At 65.6% G+C, this 16,147-nt stretch carries 18 protein-coding genes; 7 read left to right on the top strand and 11 right to left on the bottom strand.

Annotation, left to right across the window (positions count from 1 at the left end):
* Positions 1–28: 28 nt before the first annotated feature.
* The 3 genes from AC1RUR_RS11455 to AC1RUR_RS11445 form a co-directional block, all read right to left on the bottom strand.
* Positions 29–1,636 (bottom strand): Na+/H+ antiporter, encoded by a 1,608-nt coding sequence (locus tag AC1RUR_RS11455; RefSeq protein ID WP_492843856.1) that lies wholly within the window; start codon positions 1,634–1,636, stop codon positions 29–31.
* 48 nt (positions 1,637–1,684) lie between these two features.
* Complete coding sequence (gene bla / locus AC1RUR_RS11450; RefSeq protein ID WP_492843854.1) at positions 1,685–2,542, bottom strand: class A beta-lactamase; 858 nt, start codon at positions 2,540–2,542, stop codon at positions 1,685–1,687.
* 96 nt (positions 2,543–2,638) lie between these two features.
* Entirely contained in the window at positions 2,639–3,013 is a 375-nt protein-coding gene (locus AC1RUR_RS11445; RefSeq protein WP_492843852.1) for a nuclear transport factor 2 family protein, read from the bottom strand.
* Positions 3,014–3,106: 93 nt separating this feature from the next.
* Here AC1RUR_RS11445 and AC1RUR_RS11440 point away from each other — a divergent pair, with 93 nt between their 5' ends.
* On the top strand, positions 3,107–3,535 hold the full coding sequence (locus AC1RUR_RS11440; RefSeq protein WP_492843850.1) for a GFA family protein: 429 nt from the start codon (positions 3,107–3,109) through the stop codon (positions 3,533–3,535).
* Between the two features lie 172 nt (positions 3,536–3,707).
* Entirely contained in the window at positions 3,708–5,531 is a 1,824-nt protein-coding gene (locus AC1RUR_RS11435; RefSeq protein ID WP_492843848.1) for a caspase family protein, read from the top strand.
* A 149-nt stretch (positions 5,532–5,680) separates the two neighbouring features.
* Here AC1RUR_RS11435 and AC1RUR_RS11430 read toward each other — a convergent pair whose 3' ends face one another.
* Positions 5,681–6,367, bottom strand: a complete 687-nt coding sequence (locus AC1RUR_RS11430; RefSeq protein WP_492843846.1) for a DUF1345 domain-containing protein — start codon at positions 6,365–6,367, stop codon at positions 5,681–5,683.
* Positions 6,368–6,376: 9 nt separating this feature from the next.
* The gene (locus AC1RUR_RS11425; RefSeq protein ID WP_492843844.1) at positions 6,377–7,300 is read right to left on the bottom strand and encodes a polyprenyl synthetase family protein; all 924 of its coding nucleotides are present in this window, start codon (positions 7,298–7,300) and stop codon (positions 6,377–6,379) included.
* 161 nt (positions 7,301–7,461) lie between these two features.
* On the opposite strand from AC1RUR_RS11425, the gene mtgA reads away from it, so the two are divergent.
* From mtgA to AC1RUR_RS11410, 3 genes are all read left to right on the top strand, one after another.
* Positions 7,462–8,136 (top strand): monofunctional biosynthetic peptidoglycan transglycosylase, encoded by a 675-nt coding sequence (gene mtgA, locus AC1RUR_RS11420; protein ID WP_492843842.1) that lies wholly within the window; start codon positions 7,462–7,464, stop codon positions 8,134–8,136.
* A 168-nt stretch (positions 8,137–8,304) separates the two neighbouring features.
* Complete coding sequence (gene rpmF / locus AC1RUR_RS11415; RefSeq protein ID WP_007598106.1) at positions 8,305–8,487, top strand: 50S ribosomal protein L32; 183 nt, start codon at positions 8,305–8,307, stop codon at positions 8,485–8,487.
* Positions 8,488–8,631: 144 nt separating this feature from the next.
* The gene (locus AC1RUR_RS11410; protein WP_492843840.1) at positions 8,632–9,285 is read left to right on the top strand and encodes a hypothetical protein; all 654 of its coding nucleotides are present in this window, start codon (positions 8,632–8,634) and stop codon (positions 9,283–9,285) included.
* A gap of 6 nt (positions 9,286–9,291) precedes the next feature.
* On the opposite strand, the gene AC1RUR_RS11405 is transcribed toward AC1RUR_RS11410, so the two are convergent.
* Positions 9,292–9,552, bottom strand: coding sequence for a hypothetical protein (locus tag AC1RUR_RS11405; RefSeq protein WP_492843838.1), 261 nt, complete (start codon positions 9,550–9,552; stop codon positions 9,292–9,294).
* Between the two features lie 221 nt (positions 9,553–9,773).
* Here AC1RUR_RS11405 and AC1RUR_RS11400 point away from each other — a divergent pair, with 221 nt between their 5' ends.
* On the top strand, positions 9,774–11,468 hold the full coding sequence (locus tag AC1RUR_RS11400; RefSeq protein ID WP_492843836.1) for an EAL domain-containing protein: 1,695 nt from the start codon (positions 9,774–9,776) through the stop codon (positions 11,466–11,468).
* Between the two features lie 34 nt (positions 11,469–11,502).
* On the opposite strand, the gene AC1RUR_RS11395 is transcribed toward AC1RUR_RS11400, so the two are convergent.
* Both AC1RUR_RS11395 and AC1RUR_RS11390 read right to left on the bottom strand, forming a co-directional pair.
* On the bottom strand, positions 11,503–12,036 hold the full coding sequence (locus AC1RUR_RS11395; RefSeq protein WP_492843835.1) for a cytochrome b: 534 nt from the start codon (positions 12,034–12,036) through the stop codon (positions 11,503–11,505).
* Between the two features lie 30 nt (positions 12,037–12,066).
* A complete protein-coding gene (locus AC1RUR_RS11390; RefSeq protein WP_492843833.1) occupies positions 12,067–12,435 on the bottom strand; it encodes an antibiotic biosynthesis monooxygenase family protein in 369 nt (122 codons plus the stop codon).
* Between the two features lie 97 nt (positions 12,436–12,532).
* Between AC1RUR_RS11390 and AC1RUR_RS11385 the strand changes: the two genes are divergently transcribed.
* The gene (locus AC1RUR_RS11385; protein ID WP_492843831.1) at positions 12,533–12,997 is read left to right on the top strand and encodes a MarR family winged helix-turn-helix transcriptional regulator; all 465 of its coding nucleotides are present in this window, start codon (positions 12,533–12,535) and stop codon (positions 12,995–12,997) included.
* On the opposite strand, the gene AC1RUR_RS11380 is transcribed toward AC1RUR_RS11385, so the two are convergent.
* The 3 genes from AC1RUR_RS11380 to AC1RUR_RS11370 all read right to left on the bottom strand — a co-directional run bounded on the left by AC1RUR_RS11380 (position 12,998) and on the right by AC1RUR_RS11370 (position 16,130).
* Positions 12,998–14,506, bottom strand: coding sequence for a tripartite tricarboxylate transporter permease (locus AC1RUR_RS11380; protein WP_492843829.1), 1,509 nt, complete (start codon positions 14,504–14,506; stop codon positions 12,998–13,000).
* Between the two features lie 4 nt (positions 14,507–14,510).
* Positions 14,511–14,996 carry a tripartite tricarboxylate transporter TctB family protein gene (locus AC1RUR_RS11375; protein WP_492843827.1) on the bottom strand — a complete coding sequence of 162 codons (486 nt, stop codon included), beginning with the start codon at positions 14,994–14,996 and terminating at the stop codon, positions 14,511–14,513.
* 156 nt (positions 14,997–15,152) lie between these two features.
* Positions 15,153–16,130: a tripartite tricarboxylate transporter substrate binding protein gene (locus tag AC1RUR_RS11370; protein WP_492843825.1), complete on the bottom strand. Its 978-nt coding sequence runs from the start codon at positions 16,128–16,130 to the stop codon at positions 15,153–15,155.
* Positions 16,131–16,147: the final 17 nt, after the last annotated feature.

Here is a 16,147-nt window from a genome sequence, read left to right as displayed (position 1 = left end):
GCGTCGCGGCGCTCGCAATGATGGGACGCTACAGCGGCACGCCCCGATACTCCCGGTTCGCCAAACTCGCCTCTTCCAGATCCAGGTCCCGCTCGATCCTCCGCCGCGTTTCGTCGGTGATCTGGCCGTCGCGCAGGAGGTCGTGGATGAACTTGCGCTCGGCGACGATCAGCTCGCGGGTGAGCGCGGTGCCGGCGGCGGAGACGTCGTGGTGGCTGGGGTCGAGGGAATCGGGAAGCTGGTTGGCGCGGATCTCGTGGCGGGCGCGCAGAAGCCGTATCACCTCGTCCGATATGTCCTTCTGCCCGGTCAGAGCGTCGAGCGATTTCAGCGCGGCGTCGAGCGCCTGGCGCCGCGCGGCGATCTCGGCTTCATGCTCGCTGACATGCTCGTGGCGGCCGGCCTCGGCGATGCCGAGCCAGCGCACCACCGGCGGCAGCGTCAGGCCGACGCCGATCAGCGTGATGAAGATGACGCCAAAGGCCACGAACAGGATCAGGTCGCGATACGGGAAGGCATCGCCATCAGGCAGCGTGAATGGCAGCGCCAGCGCGGCCGCGAGCGACACCGCGCCGCGCACGCCGGTGAAGGCGAGCGTGAACGCCCATTGCCAGGGCGGCGACGGATCGCGCTCGCGCAGCGATTTGCTCAGAATCCGCGGCAGGTAGGTCGCGGGATAGAGCCAGGCGAAGCGCGCGATGACGATGACGATCATGACGACGGCGGTCGCGACCATGATGTCGTCGAGCGGAAACGCCTTCGACTTCTCGTAGAGCGCGCGCATCTGGAAGCCGGTGAGCAGGAACAGCATGCCCTCGATCAGGTAGATGATGAGGTCCCAGAAGAAGATGCCTTGCAGGCGCGTTGCCGAGGAGATCAGAAGCGGGCCGTTCCAGCTCACATAGAGCCCGCAGGCGACGGTGGCGATCACGCCGGAGCCGCCGACATGCTCGGGCAGCCAGTAGGAGACGTAAGGCGTGATCAGCGACAGCGTGAGCTCGACCTGCGGATCCCGGGACCATTTGCGGGCGCGCAAGGAGAGCCAGCCGACCCCGATGCCGAAGGCGATCTCGCCGGCGACGATGAGGGCGAACTCGCCGGCCGCCAGCGGCAGCGACAGATGCCCGACCATGATCGCGGCGACCGCAAAACGGTAGAGGATCAGCGCGGTGGCGTCGTTGACGAGGCCTTCGCCCTCGAGCACGACCAGGATCCGGCGCGGCATGTGCAGCCGGCGCGCGATCGCCAGAGGCGCCACCACGTCGGGCGGCGCCACGATGGCCCCTAACAGGAAGCCGATCGTCCAGGGCAGGCCGATCAAATAGTGTGTGGCGGCCGCAACCATCGCCGCGGTGAAGATCACTGCGCCGACCGCGAGCAGCACGATCGGGCGCAGGTTCTTTCGAAACTCGCGCCAGCTCATGGCGACGCTGGCCGAGTAGATCAGTGGCGGCAGCACCATCAGCAGCACCAGCTGCGGCGGCAGCTCGACCGGCGGCATGCCCGGCACGAAGGCGAGGCCGACGCCGGCCAGCATCAGGAGGATGGCGGGCGCCACGTTGAAGCGGCGTGCGGCCAGCGCCACACCCGCGAGCACGGCAAGCAGGATGAGAAAGATCTGAAACTTGGCTTCCATGATGATCTGTCTTCACCCGGAAGCGGCCGCAAGGTCAATGCGACGGGCTCACGCCAGCCGTTCGGTCACCATCCGCCCGATCCGCGCGAACACCGCCTCGATCTGCGCCGCGTTCGGCGTGCCGCCCTGGGTATAGGCCGCGATCAGGATCGGCGCATCGGGTTTGGGCCAGGTGACCGCGATATCGCCCGATGCGTCCTTGCCGTTGTTGCCGGTCTTGTCGCCGATCTTCCAGCCCGCCGGCAGGCCGCCGCGCAGCCGGTTCGCGCCGGTCCTGCAGCCCACCATCCAGTCGGTGAGCTGGGCGCGCGACGGAGGCGACAGCGCCTCGCCCGTCACCAGCCGCCGCAAATTGCCGGCCATCGCCGCCGGCGTCGTGGTGTCATGGGGATCGCCGGGCGGTGAACGGTTGAGCTCGGGCTCGTTGTGGTCGAGCCGCGTGGTGGCATCGCCAAGCGTGCGCCAGAACGCGGTGAGCGCGGCGGGCCCGCCGATCCGCGCCAGCAGCAAATTGGCGCAGGTGTTGTCGCTGAGCTCGATGATCGCCTTGCACATCTCGCCGACCGACATCTTGCCGGCCGCGAGATTTTGCTTGGCAATTGGTGCGTAGTCGAGCAGGTCGGCCTGGCCGTAAGGGATCAGCGCCGCAAGCTGCTCCTCGCCGCGATCGACCCGTGCCAGCACGCAGGCCGCAAGCGAGGCCTTGAACGTCGAGCACATGACGAACCGCTCGTCGGCGCGCCAGGTGATCTTGGCGCCGGTCGCAAGGTTTTCCGCATAGAGCCCGATCCGCCCGCCGCTTTCGCGCTCATAGGCTTCGAGCTCGGGCGGCGCGTCGGCGGCAAGCACGGGAGAAGCAGCCAGCCAGCACAACGAGGCGAGCAGGGAGCGGCGGTCGAGATGCATGGAGGGCCTTGGGGCGGGACGGAGGTGGGCTACGCTCGCAATGACGGAGAATGGCGGCCGAGTGTGCCCGATTTCGGGCAGTGGAAGGTTGAGGTCTCAATCCCTCAAGTCATACCGGTACGATTTCGACACGATCTGCCAGCCGTCGGCGAGCTTCATCGCCACCAGATAGTCGGTGAAAAAACGCGGCGGCAATTGGCACCGGACCTTGATGAAGGCGGTCTTCTCGTCCGAGCGGTCGATGGTGACGATGAAATCCTCGCGCGGCTTGCCTTCGGCCTTGGCGGAGGCGCGCTTGCGCACGCGGTCGAGCCAGTCGGGTACGGTCAGGACCTGTAACTCACCCTTCTCGACCCAGCGAAGATCGGCGGAGGGATGGAAGATGGCGCCGAGTTTTTCGGCATCACCCTCATAGAGCCCGTCAAAATAGGATTGCACGACGGCTTCGACGCTCGAACGATTTTGGCTCATGGGTCATCCCTTTGCATGATGGCTTGGAGGGAACTTAGTCGTACACATCAAAATGCGCTATGGTGTCTCGGCCATATTGCGCGAGTCATTGTGATGACCGGATCAGAAAATTCGAATGCTCGTATCCTTGCCGGCGAATGCTGCTGCCGCGCGGTGCGTTACGAGGTGGCGGACGAGTTCTCCTATGCGATGAACTGCCACTGCTCGAACTGCCGTCGCACCACCGGCTCCGCCTTCAAGCCGTTTGCCGGCATCGCGCAAGACAAGCTCCGCATCGTCCAGGGGGACGACCAGCGGATCATTTTCGGGGACGACACCACCCACGACGCCCACTGCGCCCGTTGCGGCTCGCTGCTTTATTCCCGGGTGCGCGATGGACGATGGGTCCATGTCGCCATGGGAACCCTGGTCGATACCCCCTCGATCCGGCCCCGCGCCCATATTTTCGTCGGCTCGAAGGCGCCATGGTATGAAATCACGGACAATCTGCCGCAATATCGGGGGCACGTCGGTGATCCCTAGGGGAACCCTGCCCATGCGGCGAACCGCGACGGCGCTGGCGCGACAAATCAGAGGGAAGACTCGGTCTCTCGTCGGCGCCGCCTTCGTGACCTCCATCACAAATACCGGTGCCGGAGCCTGCTAGAACGGTCCCAAAGGGCTCGAACGGCCCTGAACCTTCGGAAGTCGTGTCATGCGCAACTTGCTCAGATTTTGTCCGCTTCTCCTCGCCCTCGCGTTGCTGCTCGGTGCCGGGCCCGCTTTCGCCGGAAAGCGCGTGGCGCTGGTGATCGCCAACTCGGCCTATCAGCACGCGCCGCAGCTCACCAACCCCGTCAATGACGGTTCCGTCATGGCGAAGACGCTGAAGGATGCCGGTTTCGACATTGTCGATTCCCGCCACGATTTGTCGGCCCTGGATACGCGGCGCGTGCTGCGTGACTTCGCGGACGCGACGCGCGATGCCGACATCGCCTTGGTCTACTATGCCGGCCATGGCCTCGAGGTCGAAGGCTCCAACTATCTGATCCCCGTTGACGCCAAGCTCGAGCGCGATACCGACGTCTATGACGAGGCACTCTCGCTCGACCGCATCCTCGTCGCCGTCGAACCCGCCAAGCAGCTACGTTTGGTGATCCTGGATGCCTGCCGCGACAATCCGTTCGGCAAGACCATGAAGCGCACGGTGGCCTCGCGCGGCATCGGCCGGGGCCTCGCCCAGGTCGAGCCGTCCAGCCCCAACACGCTGATTGCCTATTCGGCCAAGGCCGGCTTCACGGCGCAGGACGGCGACGGCGCCAACAGCCCGTTTACGGTTGCGCTGTCGAAGCACCTGACGACGCCGGGCCTCGATGTCCGCCGCGCCTTCGGCTTCGTGCGCGACGACGTGCTGAAGTCGACCGGCAACAAGCAGGAACCGTTCGTCTATGGCTCGCTCGGCGGCGACGACGTGCCGCTGGTGCCGGTCAAGGTGGCGGCTGCAGCAACGGCGGCGCCCGTGGTGAATCCGCAGGCCGACATCCGCCGCGACTACGAGCTCGCGCTCCAGGTCGGCAACAGGCCGGCATGGAGCGCCTTCCTGGCCCAGCATCCCGATGGCTTCTATTCCAGCCTCGCCAAGCTTCAGCTCGAGAAAATCGGAGCCGAGCAGGCCCATGCGGCCGCGATCGAGAAGGCCAAGCAGGCCGAGGCCGAGCGCGATCGTCTCGCCGCGGTCGGTGCACAGAAGGATGCACAGGCCAAGGCCGCGGCCGATGCGAAGGCCGCCGAGCAGGCGCAGCTTGCCGCCCAGAAGGCGAAGGAGCAGGCGCAGCAGCAGGCGGCCGCCGCCGAGCAGCAGCGCGTCAATCTCGCCGCCGCGGCGCCGAGCGCCGCGCCGGCCAGCACGGCGAGCCCGGCCGGCACCAACGTTGCTTCCCTGACGCCGGCGACCGCGCCGGCCGATCTCAGCCGCTCGGTGCAGACCGAGCTTGGCCGGGTCGGCTGCTTCTCCGGTCAGCCCGACGGCAACTGGAATACGTCCTCGCAGCGGTCGCTGTCGCAATTCAATCGCTATGCCGGCACCAAGCTCGACGTGAAGGTGGCGAGCGCCGACGCGCTCGATACGGTCAAGTCGAAGCCGTCGCGCGTCTGCCCGCTGGTCTGCGAGCACGGCTTCAAGGCCGATGGTGACAAGTGCACCAGGATCGTCTGCCGTGAGGGCTATGCGATCAACGACGACAATGAGTGCGAGAAGCAGCGTGCTGCCAAGCCCGCGCCTTCCAAGCCCGCGACCTCGCGACGCGACGACAGCGAGGACCGTCCGGCGCGGCAGCGTCCGCAGATGGGCGCGGCGGGCGGCCTCGGTGGCATGGGCGGCGCTGCGGGCGGCATCGCCGCCAGCGCGGGTCGCCCCTCGGGTGGCGGGCAGGTCTTCTGCAATAGCGCCGGCTGCCGTCCGGTCAACCGCGGTTGCCATCTCGAATATCGCGGTGGCGGCGGTCCCGGCAACGATGCCAATGCCGAGGTGTGTTACTGACGCTGCTGGGTCGTCCCGGCGAAGGCCGGGACCCATAACCCCAGGGAGGAATTTGGCGAAGACTAGCAGTTCAAAGTCTTCGCCGGTATTCGCACCACCCTAATCCGACAGATCACGCGGTATGGGTCCCGGCTTTCGCCGGGACGACGTCAAGTCGCGATAGCGCTCGCCGCAATGTTCACCGTCAGCGCCAGCAATGCCGTGTTGTAGATGAAGGACACGATGCCGTGCGCGGTGGCGGTGCGGCGAATGGTCTTGTCGGTGATGCCGACGTCGGAGACCTGCGCGGTCATGCCGATCACGAACGAGAAGTAGACGAAGTCCCAATAGTCGGCGTGGTCTTCCTTGTCACCGCTCGGGAACTGCAACCCGCCCGGCGGGTGCCGATAATAGTCATGGGCGTAATGCAGCGCGAAAGTGGTGTGCACGGCGGCCCAGGACAGCGCGATGGTGGTGATCGCGATCGTCAGTTCCACGGCGCCGCGGTGGGTGCCTAGTTCGGCGACGATGGCCGCGATGCTCGCAAATGCGCCGATCGCCGTTACCAGCAGGATCACGAAGCGGCCGTCGTCCTGCATCGCGGCGCTACGGCGGATGTGCTGGTGGTCGTTGCAAAGCATCATCGCATAGACCAGCACGAGATAGACCGCGATCAACGCATCCCAGCCGAGCACAAGCCGTGTCGTCAGCCGAAGGGAGGCCGGCATAAGCAGGCAGACGAGAACGCCGACACCGAGCGAGATGAAGGTACGCGGCCGCGCGTAAATCAGCCGCATCGGCCGCGACATCTGGCGGAAGCGGACGAGGGCGGGATCTTCTTTGCCGTCGACCGCCATCGATGCGCGTCAGTTCTTCCGCTCGGCCACGAACCGGGCAGCTGCCTGCAGCACCGCGGCGCGCTGGCCGAAGATCGAGACCGCGCTGTCGGCTCGCGCAAGCAGGTCGCGCACGCGCTGCTTGGCGCCTTCGATGCCGAGCTGGGTGACGAAGGTGGTCTTGCCGAGCGCAGCATCCTGGCCTGAGGGTTTGCCGAGCGCGGCCGCATCGCCTTCGACGTCGAGCAAATCGTCGGCGATCTGGAAGGCTTCGCCGAGCGCGCGGCCGTAATCGTCGAGCGCCTGATATTCCTTCTGCGAGGCCTGGCCGAGGATTGCGCCGGCGATGCAGCCATAGCGCAGCAGCGCGCCGGTCTTCATCTGCTGAATACGGGCGACATCGATCGGCTCGTTGCCGCCAAAACGGCCTTCGCCGGCAAGGTCGAGAATCTGGCCGCCGACCATGCCGCCGATGCCGGCGCAGCGCGCCAGCGCGCGCGTCAGCAAGAGCCGCACATGGGCGTCGCGATGGATCTCGTCGCGGGTGATGATGTCGAAGGCCAGCGTGAGCAGGCCGTCGCCGGCGAGGATCGCGGTCGCGTCATCGGTCTTCTTGTGCAGGGTGGGGCGGCCACGGCGCAGGTCCGAATTGTCCATCGCCGGCAGGTCGTCGTGGATCAGCGAATAGCAGTGGATGCATTCGAGCGCCGCACCGGCGAGCAGGGCCGCCTCGCGCGGCACGCCGAACACGGCCGCGCTTTCGACCACGAGGAACGGCCGCAGGCGCTTGCCGCCGTTCAGGCTCGAATAGCGCATTGCGTCCATCAGTCGCTTGGGACGGGCGATCTCATCGTGCAGGATGTCGTCCGCCAGGAGGCGCCCGAGCAGGGCCTCGGTGTCATCCGCGGTCTTGTCCAGACGTTTGGCGAAATCGGACGGGGACGTGCCGGTCATCAAGAGAGGCTCCAGAACTAAAATTCGGCGGGACAATCCTTTATGAGCCCGCCTCAGTCAATCGTTTGGAAGGCCTAAAAAGTGCTGGAAAAGGCCCGAATTATCACAGACTTAATGGCTGGGTCCGTGGCTGCGTTTCATTTTGCGCCGGAAAGGTCGATTTGCGCATCGTCAAAATCCTGCTGGTAGCGCTCGCGGTCGTCGTTCTCGCGCCCTATGTGATCGCGCCGTTCTACCGCACCGGCCACCCTGTTTCGACGCTGATGGCCTGGCGAAGCTTGCGAGGCGCGCCGATGCAGCGGGAATGGATCGATCTGGCGGCGATGTCGCCCTCGCTGCCGCGCGCGGTGGTGGCGGCCGAGGACGCCCATTTCTGCAAGCATCATGGCATCGACTGGGGGGCGCTGCGCGAGGCGATTGACGATGCGAAGGAGGACGGTACGCCGTTCCGGGGCGCCTCCACGATCACCCAGCAGGTGGCGAAGAACCTGTTCCTCTGGCAGGGGCGGGATTTCATCCGCAAGGCGCTGGAATTCCCGCTGGCGCTGTGGATCGACCTCGTCCTGCCCAAGCCGCGGATCCTGGAAATTTACCTCAACATCGCCGAGCTCGGCCCGCAGGGCCAGTTTGGGGTGGAGACGGCCAGTGCCTATGCCTTCGGCAAATCGGCCGCCAGCCTCTCCCCCCGGGAGGCGGCACTTCTGGCCTCGATCCTGCCGAATCCGGTCAAACGCAGCGCCAGGACCCCCGGCTCGGGTGTCAGGCGGCTGGCGGCGACCTATATGGCGCGGGGGCAGGCGAGCTCGCTTGCGACCTGCTGGCGGGAAAATCGCTGATTTCGGGCCCTTTTCGGGCGTATTTTCCGGCCCAAGAGCCTAGCTTTGCGGCCAGCCTTCCTCTATAAGCGCGGCCTTGATCGGCATTCAGCTCGCCTCGTATTGCGGGTGCTGAGCCGTCCCTCGCGGACGATGCCCTGATGACACCAATCCCTAGAGGATATTGAAATGGCCGTTCCGAGAAGAAAAACCTCGCCGTCGCGCCGTGGCATGCGCCGCTCGGCAGACGCCATCAAGAAGCCGACCTACGTGGAAGACAAGGACTCTGGCGAGCTCCGTCGTCCGCACCATCTCGACCTCAAGACCGGCATGTACAAGGGCCGGCAGGTCCTGAAGAAGAAAGAGTCCTGAGGTCAGGACTTTTTCTTCAGGCGGGTGAATTCGACCCGCCTGATTTCGGCCAACCCATGAGATATGACGGTGACGGCGGCGGAGCGAATGCTTCGCCGCTGCGTTGTTCTGTCCGGATATCTTGATCGAGAAGGCATCCTGCCGATGGTCGGTTTCCCGCTGCTTCTGATTCCGCTTGCGGTCTACAACATCATCGCCTTCCTGATGCCCAGCGTGTCCTTCTCGGACGTGCTGTTCAAGGTGCCGATGATCACGGGCGAGACCTGGCCGGTCACGCTCTCCGATCTCCTGCTCGCGCTCGGCGTCGTGCTGCTGTTGCTGGAAGTGGTCAAGGGCGCGCGGCCCGGCTCGAAATTCCTGATGGATCATCTGCTGTCGCTGATCATATTCGGCGCGGCCGCAGCCGAATTCGTGATGTGGCCCAAATTCGGCAACTCCACCTTTTTCCTGCTGGTGCTGCTCGCGATGGCCGATTTCCTCGGCGGCATCGCCCAGCGCACGCGCCGCCGCGTCACCTATGTTGCCGAGACCACGGTGCCCGCGCCGCGCAAGGCCAGGCGTCAGGCCGAGGCGCCGGTGGATGAAGTGGCCTCCGAGCCCAAGTTCGAGCCGGTGTCCGCACCGCAAGCGGCTCCCGCGGTGCCGCCCGCGCCCACCGCGCAATCGGTTGCCGAATCCGTGCTGATGGATCACCCCGCGCCGAAGCCAGTGCAGAGCATCACGCCGTCGCCCGAAATCCCCTCGCCGCATCTGCAGCCGGGCAACGGCACGCAGTCGACGCCGGATACGCCGCGCTGATCGATTTCAAGCCACGTGCCGTGTGCGTGCGCTGACGCTTCCGAGCGGGCGCTTGCTGCCATAGGCCATCTGCGCGTCTTCGGAAGAGGCACGGCGGAGCCGGCTGGTCTGGGGCAGGTGCTCGGCGTTGGCGATCAGCTGGGTGACAAAGCTCGGATCCGGGCGGGGCAGCGGGGCCTTGTTAATCCGCTGCAACATCTGCAGTTGCGGCACCAGGGCTGTGCCTGTGCCGTAGTCCGCAACGTCCGATCGATCAGTACTCAACATCGCAATCACCGTTGATCCGGCGCAGATTGTCGCGTTTCGGGACGCGGGCGCCGGTGCGAGTCATGTACTCGCAAGGCCTATGCCGAACGGGCCGGTTTGGTTCCGTGCCGCCCGGAAACGTGGTTTCCAAATTGTTTATCAACTTTGCCTAGGGTTGGGGACGAATCTGGCTCTATCCTGTGCCGGCTCAGGACTCCCCGCTGTCCCGAAACGAGGCGATTTTGACCCCCGCATTGCCGCAAGCCTCCGACATCCTGGCCGCGCTCGGCCAGGCCGTGTTCGCCTGGGACATCGCCAGCGACGTCATCGTCTGGGGTGAGCAGCTCAGTGCGGTCTTCCCCGGCATCCCCGCCGAGCGGCTGGCAACCGGCGCCGAATTTGCCAAGCTGATCGAGCCCGCGCAGTCTCTGCGGACCGCCGCGCTGGCGCAGACCTCCGCCGTGCACGGCGCCGACGGCACGCCCTACCGGATCGAATACGGCGTGCGCATGAGCGCCTCCGACCCCGTGGTTTGGGTCGAGGAGACCGGCCGCTGGTTCGCCGGCCCCGATGGCCGCCCGGTGCGCGCGATCGGCTCCGTCCGCATCAACAATGAGCGCCATGCCCGCGACGAGGAATTGACCAAGCTGGCCCGGCTCGATCCTCTGACCGGCGAGCTCAACCGCTCGCATCTGATCGCGGCGCTGGCCGAGGCGATCGAGGAGACGACCCGCTTCCGCTCGACCGCGGCCTTCATGCTGGTCGGCATCGACCATCTCGCCCGCGTCAACGATGCCTTCGGCTTCGACGTTGCCGACGCGGTGATCCTCGACGTCGCCAAACGCATCCGCACACGCCTGCGCGGCGGCGACGTGCTCGGGCGCTTCTCCGGCAACAAGTTCGGCCTGATCCTGAAGAACTGCACCATCGACGACATGAACGTCGCCGCCGAGCGTTTCCTCGCCGGCATCCGCGACGAGGTGGTGCCGACGAAATCCGGTCCGGTCTCGGTCACCGCCTCGATCGGCGCGGTTAGTGTGCCGCGCTATGCCCGCAATACGGACGAGGCGGTCAACCGCGCTCATGAGACGCTGGACGCTGCAAAGCGCCGCCGGTCCGGCTCTTTCGCCACCTGGCGTCCGGATGCCACGCGCGATGCGCAGCGCCGCGTCAACATCCGCGTCACCGACGAGATCGTCACCGCGCTGAACGAGCGCCGCATCAAGCTCGCCTATGAGCCGGTCGTCTCGGCCGTCTCGCGCGAGCGCGCATTCCACGAATGCCTGGTGCGGATGGATCAGGGTGACGGCCAGGTGCTGCTCGCGCCCGACATCGTGCCGGTCGCCGAGCGGCTCGGCCTCATCCGCCTCGTCGATCACCGCGTGCTCGAGCTCGTGGTCGCCGAGCTTGCGGCCGCACCCGATGTCAGTCTCAGCCTCAACATCTCGCCTGATACGACGATGGATCCGGACTGGTGGGCAGGCATTGAGTCGCTCATGCTCGCGCATCCCGGTGTCGCCGAGCGGCTGATCGTGGAGATCACCGAGACGGTCGCGATCCAGGACATCGATGACGTGCGCGGCTTCGTCACGCGGCTGAAGAACTTCGGCAGCCGCATCGCCATAGACGATTTCGGTGCCGGCTACACCTCGTTCCGAAACCTGCGCAAGCTCGGCGTCGACATCGTCAAGATCGACGGCGCCTTCGTGCAGAACATCACCCGTTCCGCCGACGATCGCGCCTTCGTGCAGACCCTGATCGACCTCGCCCGCCGCCTCGACATCAAGACGGTCGCCGAATGGGTGCAGGACGACGAGGCCGCAAACATGCTGCGTGATTGGGGCTGCGACTACATCCAGGGTCGCCTGATCGGGCTGGCGTCGGCCGAGCGTCCGTGGGGCGCGCCGCCGGACAGCGCGCTGCCTGCGGCGGGGTAGGGATCGTCCCGACACGCCTGGGCGATCCCTCGACCTACGAGCCAAACCACATCCGCCGGATCAGGCCGTCTCTGCGCACGAATTGATGGTACAGCGCAGCGCCGACGTGGAGGATCAGCAGGGCGAGCAGCACGCGCGCCCCGATGCCGTGCGGCAGGCGCGGCCGATAGCTCCAGAAATCCGGCAGCGGTGCGCTTCCGCCGAAGATGGCCGGCGCCGCGCCACTGAGCGCCATCATGCCGACCCCGCTGGCGATCATGCCGAGGATGATGACATAGAACGCGAGATGCACGGCTTGCGCGCTGCGCGCCTGCCAGCGCGGCGATCCGACGATCGGGACGGGTTTTCGATCGAAACCCCACCACCAGACCAGGCGCACCAGGGTTAGAGCGAACACGGCGATTGCGATCGGGACATGCGCCCGCAGGATCGCCGCCTTTGTCGCCGCGTCCACTGTGCCGGCGGCCCGGAAGCCCGACGCGAGAAGAATGATGATCAACACCGCGGTGAGCCAGTGGATTGCAATAAGCATCGCGCCGTAGCGATCTGCCGTGCTCTTCAGCCCCATCGCCGTTACCCTCCTGTCAGCGCTTCGTCGTCAAGCGACGCAGATGCCGGGCACGGAAACCTTCTGGAACAGATGGGGTGAGGCGACTGCCGATGCCGGATAGGCGGAAATCTTCTTGCGAAACTCGGGATCGGTGAAAGCCGCACGGAAATCGGCGTTGGATGCCCACACCGCGTAATTCAGGTAGGTCGGGCTGTCGCCGATTGCGCGATGAAGCTGGGTGGAGATGAAGCCCGGTTGCCGCTTCATGAAGGCGGCGTCGTCCTGCCACGTCTTGAGGAAGCTCTCCTCGTCCTCGGCGTCGAGCGTGAACACGTTCACGAGCACCACGGGGCCGGTGTCGAGCGCGATCTGACGGTCGATCGGGAAGGCAGGGTCGAGGGGACGCATCTGGGGCATGACATTACTCCGGTCAATTTGGTATCATGATGTCAATTCGACTGTTTCTCACATAGCCAATTGACATCATGATGTCAATACGGAGTAATGGAGTCAAATGACCAAGACCAAGCGGACCCCTGCGGGCGAAGCCCTGACCGGCCTGATCCTCGACCTGCTCCGTGCCAACAGCCTGCTTCTCACCGCCGGCGACCGGCTGGTGACGTCGCTCGGCCTGACCAGTGCGCGCTGGCAGATCCTGGGGGCGATCACCGGCGCCGAGCGCCCGGAGCCGGTCGCCTGGCTCGCCCGCAATCTCGGCGCCAACCGCCAGAACGTGCAGCGCATCGTCAACGACCTCGAGCGCGATGGCCTGGTCGTGTTCGAGGTCAACCCGCATCATCGCCGGGCCCAACTTGTGGTGCTCACCGAAAAGGGCCGGCAGATCTACGATGCTGCCGGCCGCCTCCAGGTCCCGTGGGTCAACGGCCTGTCGGATCGGCTGTCAGTGAAGGAGATCGAGATCGCCCACCGGGTGCTCAACGCTCTGCGCGATCGACTCGAAGGGACCGGCGAGGACTGATCACGCGCCCTCATCCAGCGCTACGAGCTCGCGCTTCTTGCGCAGCGCTGGCAGCAGCGGGGCGATCAGCAGCGCCAGCGCCAGCGTCAGACACGCCGCCGAGATCGGCCGCTGCACGAAGGTCCAGAGATCGCCCTGCGACAGGATCAGCGACTTGCGCAGATTGTTCTCCAGCATCGGGCCGAGCACGAAGGCGAGCACCAGCGGTGCCGGCTCGTAGCCGAGCTTGCGCATGAAATAGCCGACGATCCCGAACGCGATCATCACATAGACGTCGAACACGTTGTTGCTGGAGCAGTACACGCCCAGAATCGTGAACAGGATGATCAGGGGGAAGAGGATGTTGTAGGGCAGCTTCAGCAGCTGCACCCACATGCCGATCATCGGCAGATTGAGGATCAGCAGCATGACGTTGCCGATATACATGCTGGCGACGATGCCCCAGAACAGTCCCGGATTTTGCGTGATCAAGAGCGGTCCGGGCTGGAGGCCGTGGATGACGAAGGCGCCCAGCAGCAGCGCCATCACCACGTTCGGCGGGATGCCCAATGTCATCAGCGGGATGAACGCGCCGCCGGCCGCCGCGTTGTTGGCGGACTCCGGGCCCGCGACACCTTCGATCGCGCCATGGCCAAACCGCTCCGGCGTTTTCGACAGCCGCTTCTCCAGCGCATAGGACGCAAACGAGGCCACCACGGCGCCGCCACCCGGCAGAATGCCGAGCAGGAAGCCGAGCAGCGTGCCGCGCGCCACCGGGCCGGCGCTCGCCTGCCAATCGGCCTTGTTCGGCAGCAGCTGGGTGATCCTGGCGTTGATGATGTCGCGCTTGATGGCCTGCTCGGTGTTGAGCAGCACCTCGGCGACGCCGAACAGGCCCATCACCACGGGCACGAGGCCGATGCCGTCGATCAGCTCCATGCGGCCGAATGTCATTCTCGGCTGCGCCGTGATGCTGTCGAGCCCGATCAGTCCGAGCACGACGCCGATGCACGCCATCAGCAGCGCCTTCGGCATCGAGCCCTGGGTCAGGAAGGTGAGCACCACGAGGCCGAGCACCATCAGGCTGAAATACTCGGCCGGGCCGAACGCGATCGCGATGCTCGCAAGTCTCGGCGCCACCAGCATCAACGCGACCAGCGCAAACGTACCGGCAATGAAGGAGCCGAAGGCGGAGATGCCGAGTGCAGGGCCGGCGCGGCCCTGCTTGGCCATCTGATGGCCGTCGATGCAGGTGACGACGGAAGCCGCTTCGCCGGGGATGTTGACCAGGATCGAGGTGGTCGAGCCGCCATACATCGAGCCGTAATAGATGCCGGCCATCATGATGATGCCGGATTCCGGCGTGCCCGACAGCGTCACGGGCAGCAGCAGCGACATCGCCGAGATCGGCCCGATGCCCGGCAGGACACCGACCAGCGTGCCGATGAAGACGCCGATGAAGCAATAGAGCAGGTTGATCGGCAGCAGCGCGACGCCGAATCCATGCGCGACGTTGACCAGCGTGTCCATGCGATCAGCCGATCCCGAACAGGCCCGAGGGCAACTGGATCAAGAGCAGGCGCTTGAGCACCCACCACATGCCTGATGGCACCAGCACGGCGATCGGGATCGCCAGCATCCAGCGCACCGGATCGATCAGCCGCAACATCAGCAGCATCAGGGGGATCGACGACAGCAGGAATCCCAGCGGCTCCAGGGCGAAGGAGAACGCGGTGAGGCAGGCGATCACGAGCAGAGGCCTGCTCCAGCGCACATTCTCCCAGCGCGAGGCCAGCGTCGGCCCGCCCTCGGTAACGGCCGAGATGGTGATGGAGGCCGCGAACACGCACATCAGTATGCCCGTGTAGAACAGCACGTAGCCGGAACCGGGATCGTTGATGGTGCCGAGCTTGAGCTTCAGGCCCTGCCAGATCACGAAGCCGCCGAGCCCGAGCCCGATCAGCCCGCCCCAGAGTTCGGAGTTGGAGAGGCGGAGTTTGACGTTGGTCTGGTTGCTCATCTGGCGTGCTCTCGGCCGTTCCCCGGACGCTGCGCAGCACGAAGTGATGCACTGCAGATCCGGGGTCCATAGGGCTCGTGGAAGGTGGATCCCGGCTCTGCGGCGCAGCGCTGGAGAGGCGCTGCACCGCGTCCGGAACACGAAAGCGGCCCGGTCCTACTTCTTCGCAAGCCCGAGCGTGTCGATGACCTTGCGTTCGGACTCCGTGACCTCGACGACGAATTTCCTGTAGTCCTCGGTGGTCTTGTAGTTCGGCACCATGTCGTATTTGGCGAGCGTCGCGATCACCGCGGGGTCCTCGACCGCCTTCTTGAAGGCGTCGTGCAGCTTGGCGACGATCTTGGGATCCATGCCCTTTGGGCCGGCGATGCCGAACGGGGAGTCGTAAACCATGGGGTAGCCGAGTTCCTTCAGCGTGGGCACGTCGGGATAGTTCGGCGATCGCGCGCCGGTCCACACCATCAGAAGCTTCAGCTTGCCGGCGTCGACCAGGGGGCGCCATCCTGTGGAATCGGCTTGAAGCATCGTGTGCTGCCCCAGCACTGCGGCGTTGGTCTCGGCGCCGCCCTTGAACGGCACCTGCGTGAGCTTGATGCCGGACATGGCGGCGATCTGCTCCATGCCGATATGCAGCGAGGTGCCGGTGCCCGGCGAGGCATAGGTCACCTTGCCCGGGTTCGCTTTCGCGAATTCCACCACGTCCTTCCAGCTCTTGAACTGCGATTCCGCGCTGGTGGTGACGCCGAAAGTGTAGCCGGTGAGATGGATGATGTAGGTGAAGTCCTTTGCCGGATCCCATGACACGTCCTGCATCAAGGGCAGGCGGAAGACGGTGATCGGGATCTGCGAGATGGTGTAGCCGTCCGGCTTGGCGGCCGCCGCCATGGTCGCAGGGCCCACCGTGCCGCCCCCGCCGGCCTTGTTGTCGATCACGATCGGCTGTCCGAGCGCCTTCGAGGCGCTGTCGGCGATCGCGCGCATCGAGATGTCGGTGGAGCCGCCGGCCGGCCATGGCACGATCAGCGTCACCGGTTTGCTCGGATAGTCCTGCGCGCCGGCCGCGGTCGCGAGCAATGCCCCCACGGCAACATGTATGACGGCAAATACAGCCGTTCTCAGCCCGTACCGCGACATCGAAGACCTCCCTCGCC

This window comes from Bradyrhizobium sp. GW821-FHT12B03, assembly GCF_058807535.1.
The sequence above is the reverse complement of the archived record's forward strand: the minus strand, read 5'-3'. Positions and strand labels throughout refer to the sequence as shown.

What these genes read in the sequence shown, in the direction of transcription:
- AC1RUR_RS11435 (WP_492843848.1), top strand. Translation starts at nt 3,708, where the DNA reads ATGCGCAACTTGCTCAGATTTTGTCCGCTTCTCCTCGCCCTCGCGTTG.
- bla (WP_492843854.1), bottom strand. Translation starts at nt 2,542, where the DNA reads ATGCATCTCGACCGCCGCTCCCTGCTCGCCTCGTTGTGCTGGCTGGCT.
- AC1RUR_RS11405 (WP_492843838.1), bottom strand. Translation starts at nt 9,552, where the DNA reads ATGTTGAGTACTGATCGATCGGACGTTGCGGACTACGGCACAGGCACA.
- AC1RUR_RS11385 (WP_492843831.1), top strand. Translation starts at nt 12,533, where the DNA reads ATGACCAAGACCAAGCGGACCCCTGCGGGCGAAGCCCTGACCGGCCTG.
- AC1RUR_RS11375 (WP_492843827.1), bottom strand. Translation starts at nt 14,996, where the DNA reads ATGAGCAACCAGACCAACGTCAAACTCCGCCTCTCCAACTCCGAACTC.
- rpmF (WP_007598106.1), top strand. Translation starts at nt 8,305, where the DNA reads ATGGCCGTTCCGAGAAGAAAAACCTCGCCGTCGCGCCGTGGCATGCGC.
- AC1RUR_RS11410 (WP_492843840.1), top strand. Translation starts at nt 8,632, where the DNA reads ATGGTCGGTTTCCCGCTGCTTCTGATTCCGCTTGCGGTCTACAACATC.
- AC1RUR_RS11430 (WP_492843846.1), bottom strand. Translation starts at nt 6,367, where the DNA reads ATGGCGGTCGACGGCAAAGAAGATCCCGCCCTCGTCCGCTTCCGCCAG.
- AC1RUR_RS11445 (WP_492843852.1), bottom strand. Translation starts at nt 3,013, where the DNA reads ATGAGCCAAAATCGTTCGAGCGTCGAAGCCGTCGTGCAATCCTATTTT.
- AC1RUR_RS11370 (WP_492843825.1), bottom strand. Translation starts at nt 16,130, where the DNA reads ATGTCGCGGTACGGGCTGAGAACGGCTGTATTTGCCGTCATACATGTT.
- AC1RUR_RS11390 (WP_492843833.1), bottom strand. Translation starts at nt 12,435, where the DNA reads ATGCCCCAGATGCGTCCCCTCGACCCTGCCTTCCCGATCGACCGTCAG.
- AC1RUR_RS11395 (WP_492843835.1), bottom strand. Translation starts at nt 12,036, where the DNA reads ATGGGGCTGAAGAGCACGGCAGATCGCTACGGCGCGATGCTTATTGCA.
- AC1RUR_RS11440 (WP_492843850.1), top strand. Translation starts at nt 3,107, where the DNA reads ATGACCGGATCAGAAAATTCGAATGCTCGTATCCTTGCCGGCGAATGC.
- AC1RUR_RS11380 (WP_492843829.1), bottom strand. Translation starts at nt 14,506, where the DNA reads ATGGACACGCTGGTCAACGTCGCGCATGGATTCGGCGTCGCGCTGCTG.
- AC1RUR_RS11455 (WP_492843856.1), bottom strand. Translation starts at nt 1,636, where the DNA reads ATGGAAGCCAAGTTTCAGATCTTTCTCATCCTGCTTGCCGTGCTCGCG.
- AC1RUR_RS11425 (WP_492843844.1), bottom strand. Translation starts at nt 7,300, where the DNA reads ATGACCGGCACGTCCCCGTCCGATTTCGCCAAACGTCTGGACAAGACC.